Genomic DNA, 22,013 nt, shown 5'->3' with positions numbered 1-22,013 from the left:
CCGGCGGGTTTTCGCATTGAAAGAAAGGAAAGACCGATGTTGTTGCATGTGCCGGAAGTTCTCAGCAAGGCGGAAGTCGCGGCGATCCGCGCCCGTCTCGATCAGGCGGGTTGGGTCAGCGGCCTGCAGACCTCGGGGGCGCAGGCCGCCGGCTGCAAGCAGAACCTCCAGCTGTCGGTCGATTCGCCGCTGTTCGGCGAGCTCTCGCGGCAGGTCGCCGAGGGCCTGCAGCGGCATCCGCTGTTCGTCGCCGCCGCCTTGCCCAAGCACGTGCTGCCGCCGATGTTCAACCGCTACCAGGACGGCGGCCACTACGGCAACCATATCGACAACGCGATCCAGACCGACCGCTTCACTGGCCGGAAGATCCGCACCGACGTCTCGACCACGGTCTTCCTCAGCGAGCCGGAGGAATACGAGGGCGGCGAACTGATCGCCGAGGACAGCTACGGCTGCCACGAGGTCAAGCTGGCGGCCGGCGACGCCATCGTCTATCCGTCCACCAGCCTGCATCGCGTCGAGCCGGTGACCGGCGGCGTCCGCGTTGCTTCCTTCCTGTGGACGCAGAGCCTGGTCCGCGATGCCTGGCGGCGGGCGATGCTCTTCGATCTCGACATGACCATCCTCAAGCTGCGCAGCCAGCTCGGCGACAGCGCCGAGGTCGTCGCGCTGACCGGCCACTATCACAAGCTGTTGCAGCAATGGGCGGAATGAGCCCGTTGCCGCCGCTCGCGGCGATTCCGCACGACCTGGTGGCCGCCTGCGACTACGAGCAGCGGGCGCGTGCGCATCTCGACGACAATGCCTGGGCCTACCTGCAAGGGGCGGCGGCCGACGAGCTGACGGCGGCGGCCAACGTCGACGCCTTCCGCCGTCGCCGGCTGCTGCCGCGGGTGCTGCGCGACCTGCGCCATGGCCAGACGCGTTGCCGGCTGTTCGGCGACGAATTCGAGCATCCCTTGCTGCTGGCGCCGCTCGCCTACCAGCGCTTGTTCCACCCGGCCGGCGAACTGGCCAGTGCGCTGGCCGCCGGCGTGATGGGTGGCGGCATGGCGGTGAGCACGCTGGCGACCTGCATGCTCGAGGAGATCGCCAGCCAGGGGCAGCGCCCGCTATGGTTCCAGCTGTACTGGCAGGGCGAGCGCGAGCGTTCGCTGGCGCTGGTCCGGCGCGCCGAGGCGGCCGGTTACCGGGCGCTGGTGGTGACCGTCGATGCGCCGCTGTCGGGCATCCGCAACCGCGAGCAGCGGGCCGCCTTCCGGTTGCCGCCGGGGATCGCCGCGGTCAACCTCGACGCGACCCCGGAAATCAGCGCGACGGCCGGCGGCAGCCCGATCTTCGCCGGCCTGATGGGGCTGGCGCCGACCTGGGACGACATCGCCTGGCTGCGTGCGCGCACCCGGCTGCCGCTGCTGCTCAAGGGCATCCTCCACGTCGACGATGGCCGCCTGGCGCGCGACCTCGGTGCCGATGGCATCGTCGTCTCGAATCATGGCGGCCGCGTCCTCGACACGACGCCGGCCACGCTCGATCTGCTGCCGGCCTTTCGTGCCGCGCTCGGCGACCGGTTCACGCTGCTGGTCGATGGCGGCATCCGGCGCGGCAGCGACGTCTTCAAGGCAATCGCCGGCGGCGCCGACGCGGTGATGATCGGCCGCCCCTACGCGCATGCGCTGGCGGTGGCCGGTGCGCTCGGTGTCGCGCATCTGCTGAAGTTGCTGCGTGAGGAACTGGAGGCCTGCATGGCCCTGTGCGGCTGCGCCGACCTGGCCTCGATCGACGCCGGCTATCTTTGCCCCGGCTGAGGTGCAGGCGGCCTCAGGCCGCCATGCGCACGACCTTGCCCGGCTTGGCCTGGTGGCCGTGTACTTCCTTCAGGCATTCGTGCGCGCAGGAGGCGCAACGGCCGCAGTCGCGGGTGACGCCGAGGTCGCGGCGTAGGTCCTTGAGCGTTCGCGCGCCACTTTGCGCGGCTTCGCGGATCTGGCGATCGGTGACGGCCTGGCAGACGCAAACGTACATGGTGGCTCCGGAATTGGAAGTAATGCGAACAATTTGCATTCTATTGACTTGAGAATGAATGTCAATAGCGATCTGCAAGCTTGTCGCGTTTTCGACAAAATTTCACGGTCGACCGTTGATTTGCAAGAAAAATGCCCGCAGCGAGCGGGCGGGCGGCGGACGAAAAAAAAACCGCGGCCTCGGCCGCGGTCTGTGCTCTCGGGGGCGTCGGGCGGATCAGCCTTCGCCCGGCTCCATGTGCGCCTGCAGGTAGTTCGGCAGGGTCACGTCGGCGATCAGGCTGTGCTGGGTTTCCAGCCAGTCGATGGCCTCCTCGCAGTGTTCGAGCAGGTCTTCGAGCAGTTCGCGGCTGACGTAGTCCTGGAGCTCCTCGCACAGCGCGATGGCCTCGATCAGCAGCGGGCGCTGGATGGTCTGCTCGTACTTCAGGTCGCCCTGCAGGCATTCGACGACGTTCTCGCCGATCATCAGCTTGCCGAGGTTCTGCAGGTTGGGCAGGCCTTCGAGGAAGAGGATGCGTTCGATCAGCTCGTCGGCTTCCTTCATCACCCGGATCGACTGCTTGTACTGGTAGTCGTTGAGCTTTTCCAGGCCCCAGTTGCGGAACATGCGGGCGTGCAGGAAATACTGGTTGATCGAGGTCAGCTCGTTCTTGAGGACCTTGTTGAGGATGTCGATGACCTTCTTGTCGCCTTTCATGTCGCGCTCCTCAGGCCGGGCTGCCCGAGCCCATCTGGCTCTGCAGGTAGTTGGGCAGGCCGACCAGGTCGATCAGGCGCAGCTGCTTCTCGAGGAAGTAGGCGTGGTCGACCTCGGTGTCTTCCAGTTGCGTCTGCAGCATGTCGCGGGAGACGTAGTCCTGGGCCTTCTCGCAGGCAGCGATGGCCTTCTTGAGGTCGCCATCGACCTTGTATTCGACGGCGAGGTCGGCCTTGAGCATGTCCGGGACGGTCTTGCCGACCTTCAGCGGTTCGCGCTTGGTCAGGTCCGGCTTGCCCTCGAGGAAGAGGATGCGCTGGATCAGCGCGCGGGCATGCTGGCGCTCGTGGTCGGATTCGTGGATCGACTTCTCGGCCAGTTCGTTGAGACCCATGTCGGCGTACATCTCGCCGTGGATCAGGTACTGGTCGACGGCGGTGAGTTCGCCGGCCAGCAGTTCATTGAGGATGTCGATGATCTTCTTGTCGCCCTTCATGGCATTTCTCCGGAAAGTGGGGGTGGCTGGCTGGCGTGTCGCGGCTGGCTTGCCTCGGTCCGCATTGTAGGGGCTAGGACCGGGGATTTGAAGCTTTGTTCCCGAAAAAATCCTTTAATAACAAGGAATTACGAACTGTTCTCATTTGTGTTGTCAGGCGTTTTCGGCCGGCGCAGGCTGTAGACCGTCGACATCGCCACCACCAGGCCGAGCGCCAGCCACGACAGGAAGTCGCCGAGACCGTCGGCGAGCAGCGCCGCGAGCAGGCCGGCACAGCTCGCCAGGGCGAGCAGCAGGGGCATCCGCCAGATCCGCCAGGCGCGCTTCATGGCCGTGCTCCGCGCCGGCCGCGGGCCAGCCAGAGGTAGAGTCCGCTGCCGATGACGACGATGGCGAGCAGGTCGAGCGCGGCCCACAGGATTTTCAGCGGCAGGCCGCCGTAGTCACCGAAATGCAGCGGCTGCGACAGCTGGAACAGGGTCACGTACCAGGGCCGGGCGGCGGCCTGCAGGACCTCGCCGCTGGCCGGGTCGACCAGCAGCGCCTGGCGCAGTTTTGCGGTCAACGGCGTTTCACCGCGCAAAATCACCGCGTAGTGTTGCGGCGTGCTGAGCAGCGTTCCCGGCCAGGCGACCATGTCCACCTGCATCCCCGGTGCAGCCTGGCGGGCGCGGGCGATCGCCTGCTCGACGCTGCCGTCGTGGCCGGCGTCGCCGGCCAGCAGCGTGCTGCCGCGGCCGCCGGCCAGCTGCTGCATCTGTTCCTGCTGCCAGGCCTTGAGGATCAGGTCGCCGAGCGTGTTGACGACGCCGGTGGCGCCGACCACCAGCAGCCAGACCAGCGTCGCGATGCCGATCAGGTTGTGCAGGTCGAGCCAGCGAATGCGCGGCCCGCGCTGGCGGCGGACGCAGCCGAACTCGAGCTTGCGCATGAAGGGCGCGTAGAGGACGGCGCCGGAAACCAGCGAGACGAGCAGCAGGCAACCCATGCCGCCGAGGAAGAGCTTGCCGGCCAGGCCGGCGTAAAGGTCGACGTGCAGGCGGTACATCAGCGCCATGACGCCGCTGCCGAAGTCGGGCTGGCCGAGAATCTCCCCGGTGTGGCCGTCGACCGCGACGAGGACGGCGTTCCGCTCGTCGCTGGCGACGTCGCGGTCGAGCTTGGCGTACCACAGCCCGGGGTCATCCTCTTCGGCGAACAGGTAGAGCGGCACCAGCCCGGGGTGCGCCGCCAGCGCCGCGGCAACGACGCGGTCGGCGCCGGCCGGGCGGGCATCGGCGGCAAGCGGCGCGGCGGCGAAATGCTCGCCGGCCAGCTCGTCGATCTCGTGCGAGAAGACCAGCGGCAGGCCGGTCAGGCAGAGCAGCAGCATGAACAGCGTGCAGATCAGGCTGGACCACTTGTGGATCCAGCCCCAGGTGCGCAGCGAATGCGGCGACATCAGAAGTCGACGGTGGCGCTGAGCGTGAACGTGCGCGGCGTGCCGAGGACCAGGTAGCCGTAGCCCGGGTAGCCGCCGGTCGAGGCCCAGTAGTTGCGGTCGGTGGCGTTGTCGAGGCGGGCGCGGAAGGTGACGACCTGGTCGTTGATCGCCGTCGTGTACCGGGCGCCGAGGTCGAGGCGCGTCCAGGCCGGGACCTTCAGGGTATTGGCGGCGTCGGCATACTGGGTCGAGGTGTACACGGTGCGCCCGGTCAGCGTCAGGCCGCGGACGCCGGGAACATCCCATTCGACGCCGACGTTGGCCTGACTGCGCGGCACGCCGACGGCGCGGTTGCCCTTGAGGGTGGCATCGTGGCTGCTGGTGATCTCGGCGTCGAGCAGGGTCAGGCCGCCGAGCACGCGGACCCCGCGCACCGGCTCGCCGAAGACCGAGAACTCGATGCCGCGGTTGCGCTGTTCGCCGCCGTCGACGAACAGGCTGGCGGCATTGAGCATGCCGAAGGGCTTGAGCGTCGAGAACACCGCGACGCCGCCGCCGATCCGCCCGCCGTCGTACTTGAGGCCGATTTCCTTCTGCTTGATCACGCGCGGCGACAGCACGTGGCCGACGTTGGTCGCGTTCCACGGCGCGCTGTCGCCGGCCGTCAGGCCTTCGATGTAGTTGGCGTAGACCGAGAGCTGCGGTTGCAGGCGGACGACCAGGCCGGCCATCGGCGTGACCACCGACTTTTTGTAGCGGGTCGCCTCGGCGCCGCTGCTGTAGTCGTAGGTGCGGTTGTCCATTTTCTGGTGGCGGGCGCCCAGGGTCAGGCGGACGCGGTCGTCGGCAAAAGCCAGGGTGTCGGCCAGCGCGACCGAGTTGCTGCGGTTGCGCACGGTGGTCAGCGGATCGGCGTAGTTGCCGGTGGCGTTGACGATCGCCGGCATGGCGACCGGGCTCGGCCGGTAGAGGTTGCCCAGGACGTCGCCGGCGAAGCCGTTGGCGTTCCAGTCGGAAGCCCGCCAGGCGTTCTTCGAGCGCAGCTCGTAGGTGGCGGCCGAGACGACCACGGTGTGGCCGACCGGGCCGGTGGCGAAGTGCGTGCGCAGACCGGCTTCGCCGGTCTGCACGCGGTCTTCGCGGATGTTGTCGAAACGGTAGGCGTTGGTTGCGCCGGCGGCGTTGGCGGTCGGGTTGGCGAGGACGTTTTCCTCTTCGCCGTTGCGCTGGCCGGCGGCGATCCAGGCGAGCGTGCGCTCGCTCAGGTCGACTTCGGCGCGGGCGGTGGCGAACAGCGAGCGCTCCTTGGCGAAGGTCCACGGCTGGGCGAAATTGCTGTCGGCGTCGGGCGCCTTGGGAATGGCGCCGTTCGGCGTGACGCTCGGGCGCGGTGCGTCGATCCGGTGGTTCTGGTAGCCGGCGTCGGCGGAGACGCGGAAGCGGTCGCCGCGATAGTCGACGCCGACGGCGAGCAGGTCGAGCTGGCGCTTTTCGTCGTCGACGGTGCTTTCGCCGTCGCGGTGGGCGGCGTTGATGCGCAGCCCGAAGCGGTCGTCGGGGCCGAAGCGGCGGGCCAGGTCGGCGGCGACGTTGTACTGGCCGCCATGGTCGATGCCGACGGTGAACTGGTTGAGCGGATCGGCCGGCGCCCGCTTGGGCAGCGCGTTGACCGTGCCGCCGGCGCCGAAGCCGGAGACCGTGCCGACGCCGCCGTTGATGAAGGAGCTGGCGCCGCGGAAGATCTCGACCCGCTCGAGCAGCTCGGCGGCGACGTACTGGCGCGGCAGGACGCCGTAGAGGCCGTTGTAGGTCATGTCATCGGAAGGCACCGGGAAGCCGCGCATCACGTACAGCTCCTGGAAGTTGCCGAAGCCGCGGGCGAGGCGCACGGTGGGGTCGTTCTGGACGACGTCGGCGACGCTCTTCGCCTGCTGGTCCTGCATCAGCTGGCTGGTGTAGGCGGTGGTGCTGAACGGCGTTTCCATGATGTCCTGGTTGCCGAGCACGCCGACGCGGCTGCCGCGGGCGACCTGGTTGCCGGCGTAGTTGGCGGCCAGGCCGGCCGCCGAGGCGTCGGCGCTGGCCTGGACGACGACCGCCGACAGCGTCTTCTCGCCGGCAGTCCGGATCAGCCAGCCGCCGTCGTCCTGGCGCACCGCCTGCAGGCCGCTGCCCTCGAGCAGCTGCCGGAAGCCTTCGCCGACCGTGTAGCTGCCCTGCAGGCCGGCGCTCTGCCGGCCCGCCGCTAGTGCCGGGTCGAAGCCGAGGACGACGCCGGCTTCGGCGGCGAAGCGGGTCAGCGCCGGGCCGAGGGCGCCGGCCGGAATGCTGTAGCCTTGCGCGGCCTGGGCCAGCGCCGTGGCCGGCATGACGAAGGCGCCGGCGGCCAGGCTGCCGAGCGCGAGGTGGATGGCCAGCGCGGCGGGGCGCAGGCGGGTGACGGAAGCGTGCATGGTGGGTTTTCCTTGGCAGGGTGTTGATGTGCTTTCACCCGCATTGCCAAGCGAGATCGAAAAAAGTACAGCGCCCCGGCGATTATTTGCGCGCCTGCAGCCGGTCGCCGTCGGCGCCGCGCACCAGCGTCACCGGCAGGGCGCCGGTCAGCGTCGCCAGGGCGCGCTCGTCGTCGGCGAGCGGGAAGACGCCGGAGATGCGCAGCTCGGCGATGTCGTCGGCGCAATGCAGCGGCGTCGTCCGGTAGCGCCCGAGACGGGCGGTGAACTCGGCCAGGCGCATGGCGTTGGCGACGAGCAGGCCGCGGTGCCAGCTGCGGTCGATGTCGTCGACCGTCTGCCGCAGGCGGATGCCGTCGCGGTCGAAACGGGCGGCCTCGCCGGCGCCGAGGATCGGCGCATCGCTGCTGGCGGCGGCGTGGATGGCGACGCGCTGGTCGAGCACGGCGACGCGGGTCTGGCCGGCCAGCTGCTCGACGGTGAAGCGGGTGCCGAGCGCGCGGATGCGGCCTTCGGCGGTTTCGACGATGAACGGCCGGGCGAGCTTGTCGGTGGCGGTTTCGATCAGGATCTGGCCGCGGCGCAGCCGGATCAGCCGCGTTTTTGCCGAAAAATCGAGGTCGACCGTGGAATCGGTGTCGAGCTGCAGGCGGCTGCCGTCGGCCAGCCGGGTTTCGCGCTGCTCGCCGACCGCGGTGCGCAGGTCGGCCGAATGGTCGCTGTGGCGATAGCCGAGCCAGCCGGCGCCGCCCAGGGTGAGCAGGGCGGCCAGCTGGCCGACGAAGCGGCGTCGTGCCGGCGGCTGGCGCAGGGCCTGGGCGGCCGCCTGCGCCTGGGCGGCGGGCAGGCCGGAGAGGCGGGCGACGCTGGCTTCGGCGCGCTGCCAGGCCAGGCGATGACTGGGATGGGCGTTGAGCCAGCCGTGCCAGCGGCAGCGATCCTCGTCGCTGGCTTCGCCGGAAGCGAGCAGGACGAACCACTCGGCGGCCTGGGCCAGCGTGCGCCGGTCGGGCGGTGTGTTCATGCTTCCGCGATGCCCATGCAGTGGGTCATCGCCTGGAGCATGTATTTCTTCACCATGCTCAGCGAGACGCCCAGCCGTTCGGCGATCTCGGCGTACTTGAGGCCTTCCAGCTGGGACATCAGGAAAGCCTGGCGGGCCTTGGTCGGCAGGCCGTCGAGCAGGGCGTCGATGGCGAGCAGGCTGTCCAGGATCAAGGCCCGCTCTTCCGGGGATGGGGCGGTTGCCGCCGGCTGGGCGGCCAGCGCCGCGAGGTAGGCGCGCTCGAGATCGCGGCGGCGGACGTGATTGACCATCAGGCCGTGGGCGATCGTGGTCAGGAAGGCGCGCGGCTCGCGCAGCTCGAGTTCGGCCGGCGGCCGGGCGAGCAGGCGGAGGAAGGTGTCCTGGGCCAGGTCGGCGGCGTCTTCCCGGCAGCCGAGCTTGCGCCGCAACCAGCCGTGCAGCCAGCCGTGGTGCTCGCTGTAGAGCGTGTGCAGCGGATCGGAAGGGGCAGCCAGGGCCACGGGGGAACTCCGGGGAAACGGGGGCGCTGGCTGGATCGCGGGTGGCGATTTGGCTTGCTAATCAATAATGGTTCTTATTTTCCAGATTGGCGCCGGCTTCGTCAATCGCCGTTTTTGCTTGTTTTCGACGGTCGACCGTCAATGTTGCGGATTTTCCACGCCTCCCTGCTGCCCCTTGCCGATCGCCCAGACCAGCGGTGCCCGGCCGAGATGGCGACGCAGCGCGGCATTGACCTCGGCCGCGGTGAGCGTCGCCAGGCGCGCGTCGCGGGCGGCGTCCCAGGCCGCGTCGCGGCCGGTCTGCAGCATTGCCGCCAGGCGTTCGGCGTAGGTGGTTTCGGCCTGCACCGCGCGGCGCCGGTCTTCCTGCCAGCGGGCGATGCCGGCGGCGACTTCCGTTGCGTCGAAGCCGCCGACGAGCGCCCGCGCCAGTTCTGCGCGGAGGATCTCGCGGGCGCGCTCGGCCTGGTCGCTGGCGACGCTGGCGGTGATTGTCAGGCGGGCGCGGGCGTCAAAGGGAGTGGCCGCGAGGGCAGCATTGACGCTGTAGGCCAGGCCTTCCTGCTCGCGCACACGTACGCGCAGGCGGCTGCTGGCGTCGCCGCCGAGCAGGCGGACGGCGAGCGCCAGGGGCAGGTAATCGTCGTCGTCGTCGCGCAGCGGCAGCAGGCTCAGGCCGACCACCTCGGCGTTCGGGAAAGGCCCCAGCGCGACCACGATGGCCTCGCTGTCCACCTGCGCCGGCGCTGTCGGCTGGGCGATCCGGGCGTAGGGCAGGGGGGCGGGCGGCAAGCTTTGCAAGCGCTGCCAGATGCCCTCGACCGCGGCTTCGTCGAGGTCGCCGACGGCGGCGATGCGCAATTGCGAACGGCCGCCGAAATCGGCGATGCAGCGACGCACGTCGTCGAGCCCGAGGGCGCGTAGTTCGGCCAGTTGCTCGGCCACCGGGCGCGGCCGGCCGGGGTGTTCGGGTGGATAGTTGTCGAAGCGCAGCATGGCCTGCTGCGCTGCCAGCTGGCCCGGGTGTTTCAGGCTGGCTTCGAGGCTGGCGATCTCCAGCGCCCGGATGCGTTCGAAGGCGGCTTCCGGCAGCGCCGGCTGGCGGCGCACCGCGAGCAGCAAGTCGAGCGCCTGGGCCAGCTTGGCCGGCGGCGCGCTCAGGCTGATCCGGCCGAGGCTCTGGCTGGCCTGCGCCTGCAGCGTGGCAAGCTGACGCCCGAGTTCGCTGCGGGCGATGCCGGCGCCGCCTTCGCCGAGCAGGCTGCCGGCGATCCGGCAGGCAGCCTGGCGACCGCGCAGCGATTCGCCGTCGCCGAAATCGTTGGCGATCAGCAGCCGTGCCCGGCCATCCTGGGTCCGCCGCGAAATCAGCGCGGCTTTGGCCGACGGGTCGGCCAGCGGGACGACGACGGTGGCGGCAGCGAGCTCGGCCGGCGACGCCGGTAGCGGGTCGATGGCCAGCGTCGGCAGCGGCCAGTCGCGCTGGCCGTGGGCCTCGACCAGCGTCCGTCCGGGTACTGCCGGCGGCGGTGCCGGCGTGCGCGGCGGCGCTCCGTGGTGGAGCAGGACTTCGGCCGGGGCAACACCGGCGATCCAGTGGCGCAGCGCGGCGTTGATTTCATCCAGCGTCAACGCGGCGACGATGTCGCGCTCGACGAAGAACAGCCGCCAGTCGCCGGCGACTTCGGCCGCCGAGAGGGCGTTGGCGGTGGTCTCGGGGGAAAGCCGGGCGCGCTCGAACTGGCGCTGGCGGCTGTTGCGTACCCGCTTGAGCTGGGCGGCGTCGATGCCGTCGCGGGCGAACTGGTCGACCGCCGTGCGCAAGGCGGCGGCCAGCGTCGCCGCGTCGGCGTCCTGGCCGTGGCTGGCGTTGGCGATCAGCAGCGAGTATTCGGGGCGGTCCTGGATGGCGCAGGAGACGCCGAGGGCCAGGCGTTTCTCGTCGACCAGCGTCCGCCGCAGGCTGCCCCAGCTGTCGGCACACAGCGCCGGCAGCGCCAGGTCGACGGCCAGCGTCTGGCGGTCGCTGGCGCCAGGCAGCAGCCAGGCCGCGGCGGCGACGGTGCTGCCGCTTTCGCGGTGGATTTCGGCGCGCTGGCGCAGGCGTTCGCCGTCTTCGCGGGTCCATGTGGCCGGCGGCGGGCCGGGCGGGTTTTTGGCCGGCGCGAACAGTTGACCGACCAGGTCGAGGACGCGCGGCGCGTCGAACTTGCCGGTGACGATCAGGACCGCGTTGTCCGGCCGGTAATGGCGGCGATGGAAAGCCTGCAGCGCGGCGAAGGGGGCGTTCTCGATGTCGCTGCGGGCGCCGATGGTCGGCCGCCCGTAGCCATGCCAGAAGAAACTCTGGCGCTGCAGTGCGCGGGCGACCAGGCTGCCCGGGTTGTTGTCGTTGCGTTCGAGTTCGTTGCGCACGACGGTCATCTCGCTGGCCAGATCGGCGGCGCTGAAGGTCGGTCGCAGGAAGCGGTCGGCCTCGATGCGGATCGCCGCGTCGACCTTGTCGGGGTCGGCGCGCACGGTCTCGAAGTAATTGGTGCGATCGGTGTTGGTCGTGCCGTTCCAGGTCGCGCCCAGGGCCGTCAGTGCCTGCTTGAGGTCGCGGTGGCGGCCGGCGCCCTTGAACAGCATGTGCTCGAGCAGGTGAGCCATGCCGGTCTCGCCGTAGCCTTCGTGTTTGCTGCCGGTCTTGACCAGCAGTTCGACGCGCGCCGTCGCGGCGTCGGGGAAGGGCGCCAGGATCAGGCGAAAGCCGTTGTCCAGCCGGTACGACGAAAAACCGCCGGCGCTCGCCTCGGGCTGCCAGGGCGTGCCCGCGGCCAGCGCCGGCAGCGCGGCGAGGGCCGCCGCGAAGAGGAACAGGCGGCGCATCACAGCGTCTTCAGGAAGGCTTCGAGCGCCTGCAGCTCGCGTTCGTCGAGCTTGAGCGGCTTGACCAGCGGCGACGTGACCGGGAAGCGCGGGTCCTTGGCCTGTGCGGCGTTGGCTGGCTTGGGGTGGAACATGCCGGCGTTGTACATGTTGACGATGCCGCGCAGCGAGCCGAACAGGCCGTTGTGCATCCACGGGCCGCTGCGCGAGACGTTGCGCAGCGTCGGCGTGCGGAACTTGCCGACGTCCTCGTTCTTGCCGGTGACCTTGTAGCGGCCGAGATCCTCGTACTTGCGCCCGAAATAGGTCAGGCCGAGGTTGTGGAAGTCGTTGTCGTTCAGCGCCGGGCCGTTGTGGCAGGTCATGCAGCGGGCCTTGGTGCGGAACAGGTGGAGGCCGAGCAGTTGCTTGTCGTCGAGCGCCTTGTTGTTGCCTTCCAGAAAGGCGTCGAAGGCGGTGCGCTCCGGCGCCAGCGTGCGCTGGTAGGCGGCGAGCGCGCCCTGGATGCGTGCCAGCGTCACCGCGCCGTCGCCCCAGGCAGCGGCGAATTCCTCGGCGTAACCGGGGATCGCCGCCAGCTTGGCCGGCAGTTCCTTGAGTTCCATCGCCATCTCGGCCGGGTCGGCGATCGGGCCGAGGGCCTGGTGTTCCAGCGTCGGTGCGCGGCCGTCCCAGAACAGGCTGCTGGCTCCGGCGACGCCGACCAGCGCCGGCGCATTGCGCCGCCCCAGGCGACCTTCGTGGCCGGGCGTCACCGCCAGCGTATCGGCGTAGGCGTGCTGCGGGCGATGGCAGGAGGCGCAGGCGATCTTGCCCGAAGCCGAGAGCGCCGGGTCGAAGAAAAGCCGGATGCCGAGCTTGAGCATCGGATAGGGCAGCGTCGATGGCAGATCGGGCGCTTGCGCCGCCGCCATCTCCCGCCAGGCGACCTGGCCCTCGACCTGCGGCGCCGGCCATTCGGCCAGCGGCCGCGCGTAGGCCTGGCGCAGGCAGGCCGGGTCACGACCGTCGAGTGGCTGCCGGCAATCGCTGGCCGCCGAGGCGAGGAACGGCAGGCCGAGGAAGATCAGGGGGAGGATTTTTTTCATGGTGTCAGGGAGCGGGGGGTGCCGGCGCTTGCGGCCGGCACCCCGGTTTCCATATTTAGAAGCGGTAACCGAGTTCGACCCAGAACTGGCGGCCGATTTCGTAGGTGGGAATGGTGCTGCTGCTGACGCTGCTTTGGGCAACAGAAGCCTTGTTGAGAACGTTGAACACGTCCAGATTGACGAAGAAAGCTTGATCACGCGTGATCGGGTATTCCCAGCCAAGTCGTAGATCCCAGGTCAGAGCTGGCTTGTATTTGCGTTCTTCCCAGACGGCAATTTGTACCCCGTTATGGAAGACCCCCGAGGTGTTGGCCGATGCAACTTGACCAACTGCCTTGTATGCAGCGCGATAGCGCAGGAAATTCGACCAGGTCAGATGCCACTGCGGAACTCTGGTAACGGTGCTTAGACGCAGGGTCCACGGCCGGTTGAAATTTTCCGCCGGTCGGTCGGTATAGCGGATCACACTCCCCTTGTATTGGATATAAGGGTTGGTCACGTAGTCATCGGTGTCGCTATCGATGTAGTCCGGTGCGTTGCTTTTGCTTTGCCACCAGTCCAGCGCTAGCTGTCCCGTGGTTCTGGTGCCAAGCCAGCTGAATTCTTCAATTGGGGTTACGGTCAGAGAAATGATGTCAGTCTCACTCTTGCCGCCGTTTGTGTAGGTTGTGTAGCTGCTCGAAAGATTTGAAGGGTCGGTCGAAGGTTGCCCGATGCTGCTACCTTTGGCCTGGATGATCTGATCTTTGCCTTGGCGGTGCACATACTTCAGGCGGTAGTTGAATCCCAACCACTGCTGTTCTATACCGGCCATCAGTTCGTCGTCGTAAGGGACGTCGAGTTCATTGAACTTCATGTTGTCCGCGGCCCTTGTGCCTACCGTCCATGCACTATCAACCGTGTTCCGCTGTTCGCTGTTGTAACGCAGTCGGTTGCGTCCTTCACGTAGCCGTAAACCGGTGATGTTGCGACCATAGTAGCGATTGACGCCGGCATTCAGGATAGTCGTGCTGTCGGCGAACAAGTCGTACTTGATGGCCAATCTCGGGGCGACAGTGGTTGTTTTGGTGTAATCGTCACCGTCGACCCGCACTCCGGGACGCAAGGAAAGGCGACCGATTTCCAGGTCGTCCTGCAACCATGCACCCCATTGGGTGACGTTAAAATCGAATTCCCCGATGGCAAAGCGGGTGCGTCGCGTCAGGAGCTGACCTGGCCATCCGTTGACTGTGGTTCCCAGCGAACAGGCGTCGACGACGACACCGCTGCTGTTGGTGCAGGTTGCGGTGGAAACAGGGGTTGTGTAGGTGCTGTTTTCGGTCAGGCGCTTGTAGTTGACCTGCTGGTGAGAAAACTCGAAACCACTCTGGATGTTGTGTTGCATGCCGAGCATGCTGAAAGCTTTCCAGTCCCCCGTGGCTTTGTAGCGCCAGGTTTTTTGCTGCTGTTCAATGTCGCCGTAGCCTCCTTCCAGGCTACTGGTGCTCGCACTGTTTCCAACGCCCCAGAATTTCGTCGAAGATTTTCGCCAGGTGTACCAGTCGTCGAATTCCGAGTCACGAGATTGATCGAGTTCGCTGTACGAAAGATTCTGATTGAGTTTGAGAATGTCGCCATCCCATTTGGCAACCAGACCAAGCAGTTTTCCGCCGTTGCGCGTTTCAAAGGATGAGTTGGCGGCGTTGCCTCGCCAATAGGTGTTCTGTTCCGGAGCATGGGTGATGCTGCCTTCCAGATCCAGTCGGCTGATCGGTTTCCAGAATGCCTTGAGATAGTAATTGTCGATAGAACGTTCCTGGTCCCGCTTTTGCAATCCCATGCTGGTAACGTTGTTTGATGAATAGAAACTCGTGGGAATGATCGAGCGTTTCTGCGAGATATTTGCCATCAGACCGAAGTTTTCAGTCAAATGTCCTTCCACTGTGGCACGTAAAATCGTTTTCTCGAATTCCGGTTGGTCGAAGTGCGAGGAGGAATTCTCGAATTCCTGCAACTGCCGTTTGTCAATGTGATACTTCGTCCAAGCGGAGCGGGACATCTGGTAGGAAATCTTTCCGCGTAATTCCTTGCTTGGCTTGCGTGTGTTTGCCTCGACAACCCCGCCATTGAATTGTCCGTAAGCAGCAGGCACGTTGCTGTCATATACGGTGATGCTTTCAAGCAGATCGGTATCCAGAGCCAAACCCTGGCTTTGGCCGGGAACGTCGGAGAGAGAATTGATCCTTGACTCGGTTCGTTCGCCAGGATCGATGTCGTTATTGAAGTTTGCACCGTCAACAATGAAAGCGTTCTGGTAATACTTGGCACCATTAATGCTGATGTCAGCCGGTGCGATTTCGCCCGGGGTCTTGCTACTCTGCTGTTTGTTGTCGAACTGGATGTTCGGGACTGTCTTCAGCAAGCTGGTGATGTCTCCGTTGCCGGCAGGCATCGCTTCAATGGTTTTTCTGCTGATGACAGTCATGCCGAGCGGCTCGCGCTGATCAACCACGATGACCGGCGCAAGCTGTGCTTCGCTAGCACTGCCAGCTGACAGGTCGACGTTCTTCGGCAGCGCCACCAGGATGTAGCCGGAAGGCGTGCGGGCGACACCGTAGCCGGTGTTGCGCAGCAGCGCCGTGAAACCGGCGTCGATCGCGTAGTTGCCCTTGAGTCCTTCGCTGTTGAGGCCCTTGAGCTTTTCGGCGTCGATCGCCAGCGCGACGCCGGATTGCACCGCGAAGCGGTTGAGGGCGGCGTCGAGCGGGCCGGCCGGGATGTCGTAGTGGCGGCTGGCCTGGGCGTGGGCGAGCGGCGTGACGGCGGCGGCCAGGGTCGCGGTCAACGCCAGGTGGGTGAGGAAAACCAGCGGCTTCAGGCGGGTGCGCAGTCGGCCGGGGCGGGTCGGGGTGTTGGTCGGTCTTGTCATCGTCGGCATCCATTGGGGTTGGCGAGCCCGGGCGGGCAGGGACGAGTACCGGAACTGGCTGGCGCGACTATGGATGCTGCGTGGCTACCCAATCTCGTCTTTCATGGGTATTGACGGACGAGATCGCGAAAGCGGAACTGTCCGGGCAAAAAAATATTCAGCGGGTTTTCGGGTGATCGACGACGACCAGGTAGGGCGTCAGCGTGCGGATGCGCAGGCCGGGGAAGTTGTTGATCAGCAGTTGCAGGGCGCGGTCGGTGTCGTCGAGCGGCAGCACCGCGGAAACGTGCAGGCCGGCGAGCGCCGCCGCGTCGTAGCGGAGCAGGCCCGGGCGGTGCCGGGCGAGCTGGTCGAGGACGTTGCCCAGCGGCTCGTTGCGGACGACCAGCTGGTGCCGCTGCCAGGCGGTTTCGAGTAGTTCGCCGTCGACCGTGGCCAGTTCGCCGGCGTCGCCGCTGGTGAAGCGCAGGCGCTGGCCGGCGCCGACGACGAGCGGCCGGGGCTGGCCGTCGATGCTGACCTCGACGCGCGACTCGATCATGCTGAGCACGGTCGCGTCGGCCTCGCGGCTGACCAGGAAGCGCGTGCCCAGCGCGCGGATGCTGCCGTGCGCGGTGCTGACCACGAAGGGGCGGTCGCGGTCGGGGGCGACATCGACCAGGATTTCGCCGCGCAGCAGCGCGATGGTCCGGGTTTTTGCGTCGAATTCGAGGTCGACCGCGGAATTGCCGTTGAGCGACAGCCGGCTGCCGTCGGCCAGCGTGCGTTCGGCCCATTCGCCGCTGCCGGTGCGCAGGTCGGCGAGCAGCACCGGTGCCGGCGTCGAATGCAGCGCCAGCCAGGCCGGCAGCAGCAGGGCGGCGCCCAGGGCGAGGGCGGCGCCGATGCGGCGCGGCGTTCGCCGCAGCCGGGCGGCGCGTAGCGCCTGCCGGGCCGGGGCCTGGCTGCCGTTGTCGCGGATATGGTCGAGGCGGCCGAGCAGCGCCTCGAGGCGGGCGGCGGCTGCGGCGTGGCGCGGATCGGCCTGTTTCCAGGCGGCGAAGCCGGATTCGGCGGCGCGCCGTTCGCCGGGTTCGTCGGCGGAAAGCCGGACGATCCAGTCGGCGGCCTGTTCGGCCAGCGTTTCCGGGGTTTCTTCGAGGCGCCGGTTCATGTCGGTTCGGCCGGGGCGCAGGCAACCAGGCACTGCACCAGGTACTTGCGCACCATGCGCGGACCGACGCCGAGGCGTTCGCCGATCTCGGCGTGCGTCAGTCCGTCCAGGTAATGCAGCAGGAAGGCTTCGCCGGCCTTCGCCGGGACCGCCTCGAGGGCAGCGGCGATCTGCGCCAGCGCCTCGGCGGCGAGCAATTGTTCTTCCGGCGAGGCGAAGCCGGCGAGCGGGTCGGCCAGCGCCGCCAGTTCGTTGAGCCAGGCCTGCTCGACGGCGTGGCGGCGGGCCCGGTCGATGATCAGGCGGTTGGCCGTGGTGGTCAGCCAGGCGCGCGGTTCGCACAGCGCGAGCAGCGCGTCGCGCGAGCCGATCAGGCGGAGGAAGGTGTCCTGGGCGACGTCGGCGGCGTGCTCCGGGCAGCCGAGCTTGCGCCGCAGCCAGCCGTGCAGCCAGCCGTGGTGGCTGGCGTACAGCTGGTGCAGCGGATCCGGGCTGGCGGCGGCGGACATCGCGGACGGCGCCCGGGGCTCAGCTGACGACCCAGATGTGGCGGGCGACCGCGTGTTCGAGCGCGAGCTCGACCTGGTCGGCGAGGATCACCGTCATCGGCTTTTGCTGGAGCACCTTGACCGACTGCGTTTCGGCCAGGCCGTAGGCGGTCAGCTGTTCGCGCTGGAGCGGGTCGATCTCGTCGCCCAGGCCGGCGAGGCGGACTTCGCTGCCGGGTGCGATGAAGGCGAGGGGAAGGCGGGCTTCGTTGTGTTGGCTCATGGTCGTCTTACCAGAGGGCGCGCAGGGCGAGGTTGAACAGGCCGCCGATGAAGAAGGCGAAGGGAACGATGACCGCGACCATCGCCAGGGCCGTCTTCATGCCGCGTTCCTTGACCATCATCAGCAGGCTGGCGAAGCAGGGAATGAACAGCGTGATCGTGATCATGCCGACCACGGCCTGGATCGGGTCGAGCGCGTCGGCCATGACGAACAGGCCGGTAGCGCCGAAGTCGCGGCGCAGGAAGCCCATGACGAAGGCGGCCGAGGCTTCCTTGGGCAGGCCGAGCCAGCCGCTGACCAGCGGTTCGCCGGCTTCGATGATGGCCGGCAGGACGCCGATCTTGTCGAGCGCGAACATCAGGAAGGTGCCGATCAGGAACAGCGGGATGACTTCGATCAGGTACCACTTGAGGCGGCCGGCGGTTTTCTTGACGACGTTGCCGGCGATCGGCAGGCGCATCGGCGGCAGCTCGGTGACCAGCGGGATGCGCCGGCCGGGGATCAGCTTGGCGGCGAGGAAACCGGCGAGCAGCAGGACGCCGACCATGGCCAGGGCCCAGATGAGCACGGCCGAGAAGGAAACGCCGCCGAGCATGCCGAGGACGACGCCGAGCTGGGCCGAGCAGGGAATCGCCAGCGCCAGCAGGAAGACGGTGATCAGGCGTTCGCGCGGCGAATGCAGGATGCGCGTGGTCAGCGTCGCCATCGTCACGCAGCCGAGGCCGAGGACCATCGGCAACACGGCGCGGCCGTTGAGGCCGATCATCGCGAACAGGCGGTTGGCGATCACCGACAGGCGCGGCAGGTAGCCCGAATCCTCGAGCACGCCGAAGGCGATGAAGAAGGTGGTGACGATCGGCAGGATCAGCGCCAGCGCGTAGGTCATACCCATCGTCCACAGGCCGTAGTCGCCGACCAGCAGTTCGCTGATCAGGCCTTCGCCGAACCAGCCCTGGACCAGGCCGGTGAAGCCGGGGTTGAGGATGCCTTCGAAGAGGTCTTCCTCGAGCAGGCCGACCAGCGTCGTCGCGCCGAAGACGCCGACGAACTGGTACACCGCGTAGAGCACGGCGAGCAGGATGGGAATGCCCCACAGCGGATGGACGACGGCCTGGCCGATGCGCTGCGAGAGCAGCGGGCTGCTGTTGACGGCGCGGCGGGTGACGGTGGCGGCCAGTGCGTCGGCGGCCTCGGTGCGCTCTCGGGCGAGCAGGCCGGGCAGATCGCCCGGTGCACGGTCGACGGCATTTTTGCGCAGATTTTCGAGTTGACCGTAAGCGTCGCCGGCGTGTTCGCGCAGCCAGCCTTCGACTTCGCTGTCGTTGCCGAGGAAGAGGATGGCCAGGCCGCGTGCGGCCAGGCGCGGGTGCGGCGCGTGTTCGGTGATGGCGGCGGCGAGCGCCTCGATGTCGGTCTCGCGCGCCGGGTCGTAGCGCAGCATGCGGTCGGCGACGCCGGCGCGGGCGACGCTGCCGGTCAGTTCGCCGATGCCTTCGCCGCCGGTGGCGACGGTGGCCAGCACCGGGATCGCCAGTTGTTCGGCGAGCGCCGGGATGTCCACGGTGACGCCGCGCGCGGTTGCCTCGTCGTGCATGTTCAGGGCCAGCACCATCGGCACGCCGAGTTCGGCCAGCAGCGCGGTCAAGGTCAGCGTCCGGCGCAGGTTCTTGGCGTCGCCGACCTGGACCAGGCAGCGGCTCGATTCGTTGAGCAGCGCGCGCATGGTCGCCCGCTCGTCGTCGCTGCGCGACGGCAGCGCGAGCACGCCCGGGGTGTCGAGCAGCGCCGCCTGCGGGTCGAAGCGGGCGCTGGCGCGGGTGACTTCGACGGTGGTCCCGGGATAGTTCGAGACATTCACGTAGGCGCCGGTCAGGCGGTGGAAGAGGACGGACTTGCCGACGTTGGGGTGGCCGACCAGCAGGATGGCGTTGGCGGTGGTGGCGGTGGCGTTCATGGACCTCCCGGTTCAGGTTTTGCTGCAGTTGGCCAGCGCTTCGGCCAGCCAGCGGCGGTTGATTTCACCGGTGTGCTGCGCGCAGGCGCGGCGACCGGTGTCGAGGATGACGGTATGCGGCAGGGCGCCGGCGCGGTTGCCGAAGCGGGCGAGCAGCCCGCGCGGTTCGCCGGGACCGTGCAAGGAGAGCAGCGGCGGCTGCAGCGCCGCCTGGATGGCGGCCGGTGCGGCGGCGGTTTCGGCCGGGCGCTGCAGGGCGACGGTGATCACGCGCACCTGGCCGGCGCGGGCGAGGGCGGCAAGCTCGGGCATTTCGCGGACGCAGGGCGGGCAGTCGGCGCGCCAGAAGTTGACCACCGTCGGCAGCGCCGGCAGCGCGGCCAGGGTGACGAAGCGGTGGCCGTCGGAGAGTTCGAAGTCGAGCGGCATTTTTGCGGTCGACGGGCCGTCGACCGCAAAAACCGCCGGGGTCAGGGTGAGCAGGGCGAGGAGCAGCAGCGACCGGGGCATCACAAGGCGAACTTGACGCCGCCGTAGACGAAGCGTCCGCGGTTCGGGCCCCAGATCTGGGTGACGTCGATGGCGCCGTCGCGGTCCACCCAGAGCATGCTTTCCTTGTCCGACTGCTTGAAGTCGGTCAGGTTGTCGACGCCGAGGAACAGCGACCAGCGCTTGTCGAGCCGGTACTCGCCGCGCAGGTCGACGGTCCAGTAGGACGGACTCTTGTCCATCTTGCGCGTGCCGTCGAAGTTGTAGCGTGGATTGTTGGCGTAGTCGTAGAACTTCTTCAGGTCCATCGGGCCGGTCCAGGTGCCGCGCGCCATCGCCGACCAGGGACCGCTCTCGTAGTCGAGGCGCAGGTAGGCGCGGGCTTCCGGGCGGGCGAAGGCGAGCGTGCCGGCTTCGCTGAAGTGGTAGCTGAAGCGTTCGGCGGCGACGGTGGTTTCCAGCGTCGGCGTCAGCTTGTAGGTGACGGTGAGGTCGCCGCCGACGACGGTGACCGGTTTCCTGGCCGAGGTGAACACGGTGATCGGCAGGCCGCTGAGCGGATCGGTGGCGCCCGAATCGAGCAGCGCCATGTTCTTGATCCGGTTGTAGTTCAGCGAGCCGACCCAGGCCAGCCGGTCGCCGGCGTAGGACAGCGCGTAGGAGGCGTTGTCCGAGATCTCGGCTTCCTTGATCTCGCGGACGATGCGCGAGGTGTCGAGGATGCCGTGGTCCTGCTCGAAGAACGAGGTCGGGGCGCGGAAGCCGCGGCCCAGCGCGAAGCGGCTGTTGAGCTCGTGGCTGTGGTTCCAGAGCAGGTTGACGCGCGGGCTGGTGATGCCGCCGAAGACGTTGTGGTCGTCGTAGCGGACCGAGGCATTGACCTCGACGTCGCCGTCGAGGAAGGCGTGGTAAGCCTGCAGGAAGAGGCCGGGCGTCTTGTACTCGTAGTTGTCGATGCCGTTGTTCGGCGTGCCGTTGGCCATCGCGCCGCGGCTCTTCAGATCCTCGTAGCGGTAGGTGACGCCGCCGGTCACCAGCGTCGCGCCGATCGGCTGCTGGGTGCTGGCCTCGAGGTAGTACTGGGTCTGCTTGGCCTTGTAGATCGAGTGCTCGTAGTACGAGTCCTGCTTGTGCCTGGCCAGGCCGACGGCCAGGCGCAGGGTGCCGTCGCCGAGCTTGCGCGTGGCACTGGAGACGAACTGCTGGCGGTCGGTGAAGATGATTTCCGACATCCCGCCGAGGCCGTCGTTGTAATTGACGAAGCTGTCGTCGCCGGTGCCGACGACGCCGTCGGCGCCGACCGCGACCCAGCCGGCGTCGCTCGGCGAGCCGTTCTTGCCGCGGCTCCAGCGGAAGGGATTGCCGGTCTCGTCGGCCTTGACCTTCGAATAGTTGTCGCCCATGGCGCCACCCATGCGCTTCTCGTCGACGATGTCGAGGCGGCCGCGGATGTCGAAGCCGCCGATGTCGTCGAGGAAGAAGCCGACGCCGCCGAGCTTGCGCTGGTAGCCGGTGTATTCGGAAACCTTGTTGCCGTCGGCGTCGACGGTGTCGTGGGTGTTGTAGTTGAGGTTGGCGGTGAGGGCGCCGCCGTCGAACACGCGGGCACCGAAGAGGTCGGTGTTGCGGTGGCCGTACGAGCCGAATTGCTGAACGGCCTTGAATTCATGCGCGGCCGGCCGGCGGGTGACCATGTTCACCGAGCCGGCCAGCGCTTCCGGGGCGATCAGGCTGGTGCCGGCGCCGCGCGAGATGTCGATGCGTTCGACGCCGCCGAGACTGACGCTGTCCAGCCCGTAGGCGGCGGAAACCGACGAGAAGATCGGGATGCCGTCGATCAGCAGCGTCGTGTAGCGGCCCGGCAGGTTGTTCAGCACGACGTTGCGCACGTTGCAGATCGAGCACTCGGTCTGCACCGAGATGCCCGGGCGCTTGTCGAGGGCTTCGGTGAGCATCGTCGCCCCGGTCTTTTCCAGTTCGCGCGCACCGAGCGACTCGGTGGCGATGATCTCGTCGCGCAGCACCGGCCTGGCGCCGACGCTCTTGCCGGAATTGACGGTGATCTCGCCCAGTTGCTTGTCGGCCAGCGCCGGCCCGGCAAAGGCCAGCAGGACCGCCAGACTGAGCGGCTTCGGATCGAAACCTTGCATGCTGAACTC

General features: G+C 67.8%; 19 protein-coding genes. 2 read left to right on the top strand and 17 right to left on the bottom strand.

The genetic code is table 11. The annotated features are described in order from the left end of the window. Nucleotides 1-36: 36 nt before the first annotated feature. On the top strand, nucleotides 37-714 hold the full coding sequence (locus DFR40_RS05750) for a Fe2+-dependent dioxygenase (protein ID WP_121457540.1): 678 nt from the start codon (nucleotides 37-39) through the stop codon (nucleotides 712-714). Then, nucleotides 711-1,805 (top strand): alpha-hydroxy acid oxidase, encoded by a 1,095-nt coding sequence (locus DFR40_RS05745; protein ID WP_121457539.1) that lies wholly within the window; start codon nucleotides 711-713, stop codon nucleotides 1,803-1,805. The genes DFR40_RS05750 and DFR40_RS05745 overlap by 4 nt, the downstream gene beginning before the upstream one ends. A 13-nt stretch (nucleotides 1,806-1,818) precedes the next feature. Here DFR40_RS05745 and DFR40_RS05740 read toward each other — a convergent pair whose 3' ends face one another. The 17 genes from DFR40_RS05740 to DFR40_RS05660 form a co-directional block, all read right to left on the bottom strand. Beyond that, nucleotides 1,819-2,022 carry a (2Fe-2S)-binding protein gene (locus DFR40_RS05740; RefSeq protein ID WP_121457538.1) on the bottom strand — a complete coding sequence of 68 codons (204 nt, stop codon included), beginning with the start codon at nucleotides 2,020-2,022 and terminating at the stop codon, nucleotides 1,819-1,821. 216 nt (nucleotides 2,023-2,238) lie between these two features. After that, a complete protein-coding gene (gene bfr, locus DFR40_RS05735) occupies nucleotides 2,239-2,721 on the bottom strand; it encodes a bacterioferritin (protein ID WP_121457537.1) in 483 nt (160 codons plus the stop codon). A 10-nt stretch (nucleotides 2,722-2,731) separates the two neighbouring features. After that, nucleotides 2,732-3,217 (bottom strand): bacterioferritin, encoded by a 486-nt coding sequence (gene bfr / locus DFR40_RS05730; protein ID WP_121457536.1) that lies wholly within the window; start codon nucleotides 3,215-3,217, stop codon nucleotides 2,732-2,734. Nucleotides 3,218-3,345: 128 nt separating this feature from the next. Further along, nucleotides 3,346-3,546, bottom strand: a complete 201-nt coding sequence (locus DFR40_RS05725; protein ID WP_121457535.1) for a hypothetical protein — start codon at nucleotides 3,544-3,546, stop codon at nucleotides 3,346-3,348. After that, nucleotides 3,543-4,658, bottom strand: coding sequence for a PepSY-associated TM helix domain-containing protein (locus DFR40_RS05720; RefSeq protein ID WP_121457534.1), 1,116 nt, complete (start codon nucleotides 4,656-4,658; stop codon nucleotides 3,543-3,545). Before DFR40_RS05720 ends, DFR40_RS05725 begins: the two co-directional genes overlap by 4 nt. Next, nucleotides 4,658-7,093, bottom strand: coding sequence for a TonB-dependent receptor (locus DFR40_RS05715; RefSeq protein WP_121457533.1), 2,436 nt, complete (start codon nucleotides 7,091-7,093; stop codon nucleotides 4,658-4,660). The genes DFR40_RS05720 and DFR40_RS05715 overlap by 1 nt, the downstream gene beginning before the upstream one ends. Before the next feature lie 82 nt (nucleotides 7,094-7,175). Then, a complete protein-coding gene (locus DFR40_RS05710) occupies nucleotides 7,176-8,117 on the bottom strand; it encodes a FecR domain-containing protein (RefSeq protein ID WP_121457532.1) in 942 nt (313 codons plus the stop codon). Then, nucleotides 8,114-8,620 carry a sigma-70 family RNA polymerase sigma factor gene (locus DFR40_RS05705; protein WP_121457531.1) on the bottom strand — a complete coding sequence of 169 codons (507 nt, stop codon included), beginning with the start codon at nucleotides 8,618-8,620 and terminating at the stop codon, nucleotides 8,114-8,116. Before DFR40_RS05705 ends, DFR40_RS05710 begins: the two co-directional genes overlap by 4 nt. Before the next feature lie 138 nt (nucleotides 8,621-8,758). Continuing rightward, nucleotides 8,759-11,491: an insulinase family protein gene (locus DFR40_RS05700; protein WP_121457530.1), complete on the bottom strand. Its 2,733-nt coding sequence runs from the start codon at nucleotides 11,489-11,491 to the stop codon at nucleotides 8,759-8,761. Beyond that, nucleotides 11,491-12,579: a cytochrome-c peroxidase gene (locus DFR40_RS05695; RefSeq protein ID WP_121457529.1), complete on the bottom strand. Its 1,089-nt coding sequence runs from the start codon at nucleotides 12,577-12,579 to the stop codon at nucleotides 11,491-11,493. The genes DFR40_RS05700 and DFR40_RS05695 overlap by 1 nt, the downstream gene beginning before the upstream one ends. Nucleotides 12,580-12,634: 55 nt before the next feature. Beyond that, the gene (locus DFR40_RS05690; RefSeq protein ID WP_121457528.1) at nucleotides 12,635-15,487 is read right to left on the bottom strand and encodes a TonB-dependent receptor; all 2,853 of its coding nucleotides are present in this window, start codon (nucleotides 15,485-15,487) and stop codon (nucleotides 12,635-12,637) included. Between the two features lie 157 nt (nucleotides 15,488-15,644). Beyond that, entirely contained in the window at nucleotides 15,645-16,640 is a 996-nt protein-coding gene (locus DFR40_RS05685; protein WP_121457527.1) for a FecR family protein, read from the bottom strand. After that, entirely contained in the window at nucleotides 16,637-17,149 is a 513-nt protein-coding gene (locus tag DFR40_RS05680; RefSeq protein ID WP_121457526.1) for a sigma-70 family RNA polymerase sigma factor, read from the bottom strand. Before DFR40_RS05680 ends, DFR40_RS05685 begins: the two co-directional genes overlap by 4 nt. A gap of 19 nt (nucleotides 17,150-17,168) precedes the next feature. After that, nucleotides 17,169-17,411: a ferrous iron transport protein A gene (locus tag DFR40_RS05675; protein WP_121457525.1), complete on the bottom strand. Its 243-nt coding sequence runs from the start codon at nucleotides 17,409-17,411 to the stop codon at nucleotides 17,169-17,171. Nucleotides 17,412-17,418: 7 nt separating this feature from the next. Beyond that, a complete protein-coding gene (feoB, locus tag DFR40_RS05670) occupies nucleotides 17,419-19,365 on the bottom strand; it encodes a ferrous iron transport protein B (RefSeq protein WP_121457524.1) in 1,947 nt (648 codons plus the stop codon). A 12-nt stretch (nucleotides 19,366-19,377) separates the two neighbouring features. Then, nucleotides 19,378-19,875: a TlpA family protein disulfide reductase gene (locus tag DFR40_RS05665; protein ID WP_121457523.1), complete on the bottom strand. Its 498-nt coding sequence runs from the start codon at nucleotides 19,873-19,875 to the stop codon at nucleotides 19,378-19,380. Next, entirely contained in the window at nucleotides 19,875-22,004 is a 2,130-nt protein-coding gene (locus DFR40_RS05660) for a TonB-dependent receptor plug domain-containing protein (RefSeq protein WP_121457522.1), read from the bottom strand. The genes DFR40_RS05665 and DFR40_RS05660 overlap by 1 nt, the downstream gene beginning before the upstream one ends. Between the last annotated feature and the right edge of the window lie 9 nt (nucleotides 22,005-22,013).

The organism is Azonexus fungiphilus (assembly GCF_003634965.1).
GTDB classification, from domain to species: Bacteria; Pseudomonadota; Gammaproteobacteria; order Burkholderiales; family Rhodocyclaceae; genus Azonexus; species Azonexus fungiphilus.
Note: the sequence above shows the minus strand (reverse complement) of the source record. Positions and strands in the feature narration are given on the sequence as shown.

What these genes read in the sequence shown, in the direction of transcription:
- DFR40_RS05750 (WP_121457540.1), top strand. Translation starts at nt 37, where the DNA reads ATGTTGTTGCATGTGCCGGAAGTTCTCAGCAAGGCGGAAGTCGCGGCG.
- DFR40_RS05745 (WP_121457539.1), top strand. Translation starts at nt 711, where the DNA reads ATGAGCCCGTTGCCGCCGCTCGCGGCGATTCCGCACGACCTGGTGGCC.
- DFR40_RS05740 (WP_121457538.1), bottom strand. Translation starts at nt 2,022, where the DNA reads ATGTACGTTTGCGTCTGCCAGGCCGTCACCGATCGCCAGATCCGCGAA.
- bfr (WP_121457537.1), bottom strand. Translation starts at nt 2,721, where the DNA reads ATGAAAGGCGACAAGAAGGTCATCGACATCCTCAACAAGGTCCTCAAG.
- bfr (WP_121457536.1), bottom strand. Translation starts at nt 3,217, where the DNA reads ATGAAGGGCGACAAGAAGATCATCGACATCCTCAATGAACTGCTGGCC.
- DFR40_RS05725 (WP_121457535.1), bottom strand. Translation starts at nt 3,546, where the DNA reads ATGAAGCGCGCCTGGCGGATCTGGCGGATGCCCCTGCTGCTCGCCCTG.
- DFR40_RS05720 (WP_121457534.1), bottom strand. Translation starts at nt 4,658, where the DNA reads ATGTCGCCGCATTCGCTGCGCACCTGGGGCTGGATCCACAAGTGGTCC.
- DFR40_RS05715 (WP_121457533.1), bottom strand. Translation starts at nt 7,093, where the DNA reads ATGCACGCTTCCGTCACCCGCCTGCGCCCCGCCGCGCTGGCCATCCAC.
- DFR40_RS05710 (WP_121457532.1), bottom strand. Translation starts at nt 8,117, where the DNA reads ATGAACACACCGCCCGACCGGCGCACGCTGGCCCAGGCCGCCGAGTGG.
- DFR40_RS05700 (WP_121457530.1), bottom strand. Translation starts at nt 11,491, where the DNA reads ATGCGCCGCCTGTTCCTCTTCGCGGCGGCCCTCGCCGCGCTGCCGGCG.
- DFR40_RS05695 (WP_121457529.1), bottom strand. Translation starts at nt 12,579, where the DNA reads ATGAAAAAAATCCTCCCCCTGATCTTCCTCGGCCTGCCGTTCCTCGCC.
- DFR40_RS05690 (WP_121457528.1), bottom strand. Translation starts at nt 15,487, where the DNA reads ATGACAAGACCGACCAACACCCCGACCCGCCCCGGCCGACTGCGCACC.
- DFR40_RS05685 (WP_121457527.1), bottom strand. Translation starts at nt 16,640, where the DNA reads ATGAACCGGCGCCTCGAAGAAACCCCGGAAACGCTGGCCGAACAGGCC.
- DFR40_RS05680 (WP_121457526.1), bottom strand. Translation starts at nt 17,149, where the DNA reads ATGTCCGCCGCCGCCAGCCCGGATCCGCTGCACCAGCTGTACGCCAGC.
- DFR40_RS05675 (WP_121457525.1), bottom strand. Translation starts at nt 17,411, where the DNA reads ATGAGCCAACACAACGAAGCCCGCCTTCCCCTCGCCTTCATCGCACCC.
- feoB (WP_121457524.1), bottom strand. Translation starts at nt 19,365, where the DNA reads ATGAACGCCACCGCCACCACCGCCAACGCCATCCTGCTGGTCGGCCAC.
- DFR40_RS05665 (WP_121457523.1), bottom strand. Translation starts at nt 19,875, where the DNA reads ATGCCCCGGTCGCTGCTGCTCCTCGCCCTGCTCACCCTGACCCCGGCG.
- DFR40_RS05660 (WP_121457522.1), bottom strand. Translation starts at nt 22,004, where the DNA reads ATGCAAGGTTTCGATCCGAAGCCGCTCAGTCTGGCGGTCCTGCTGGCC.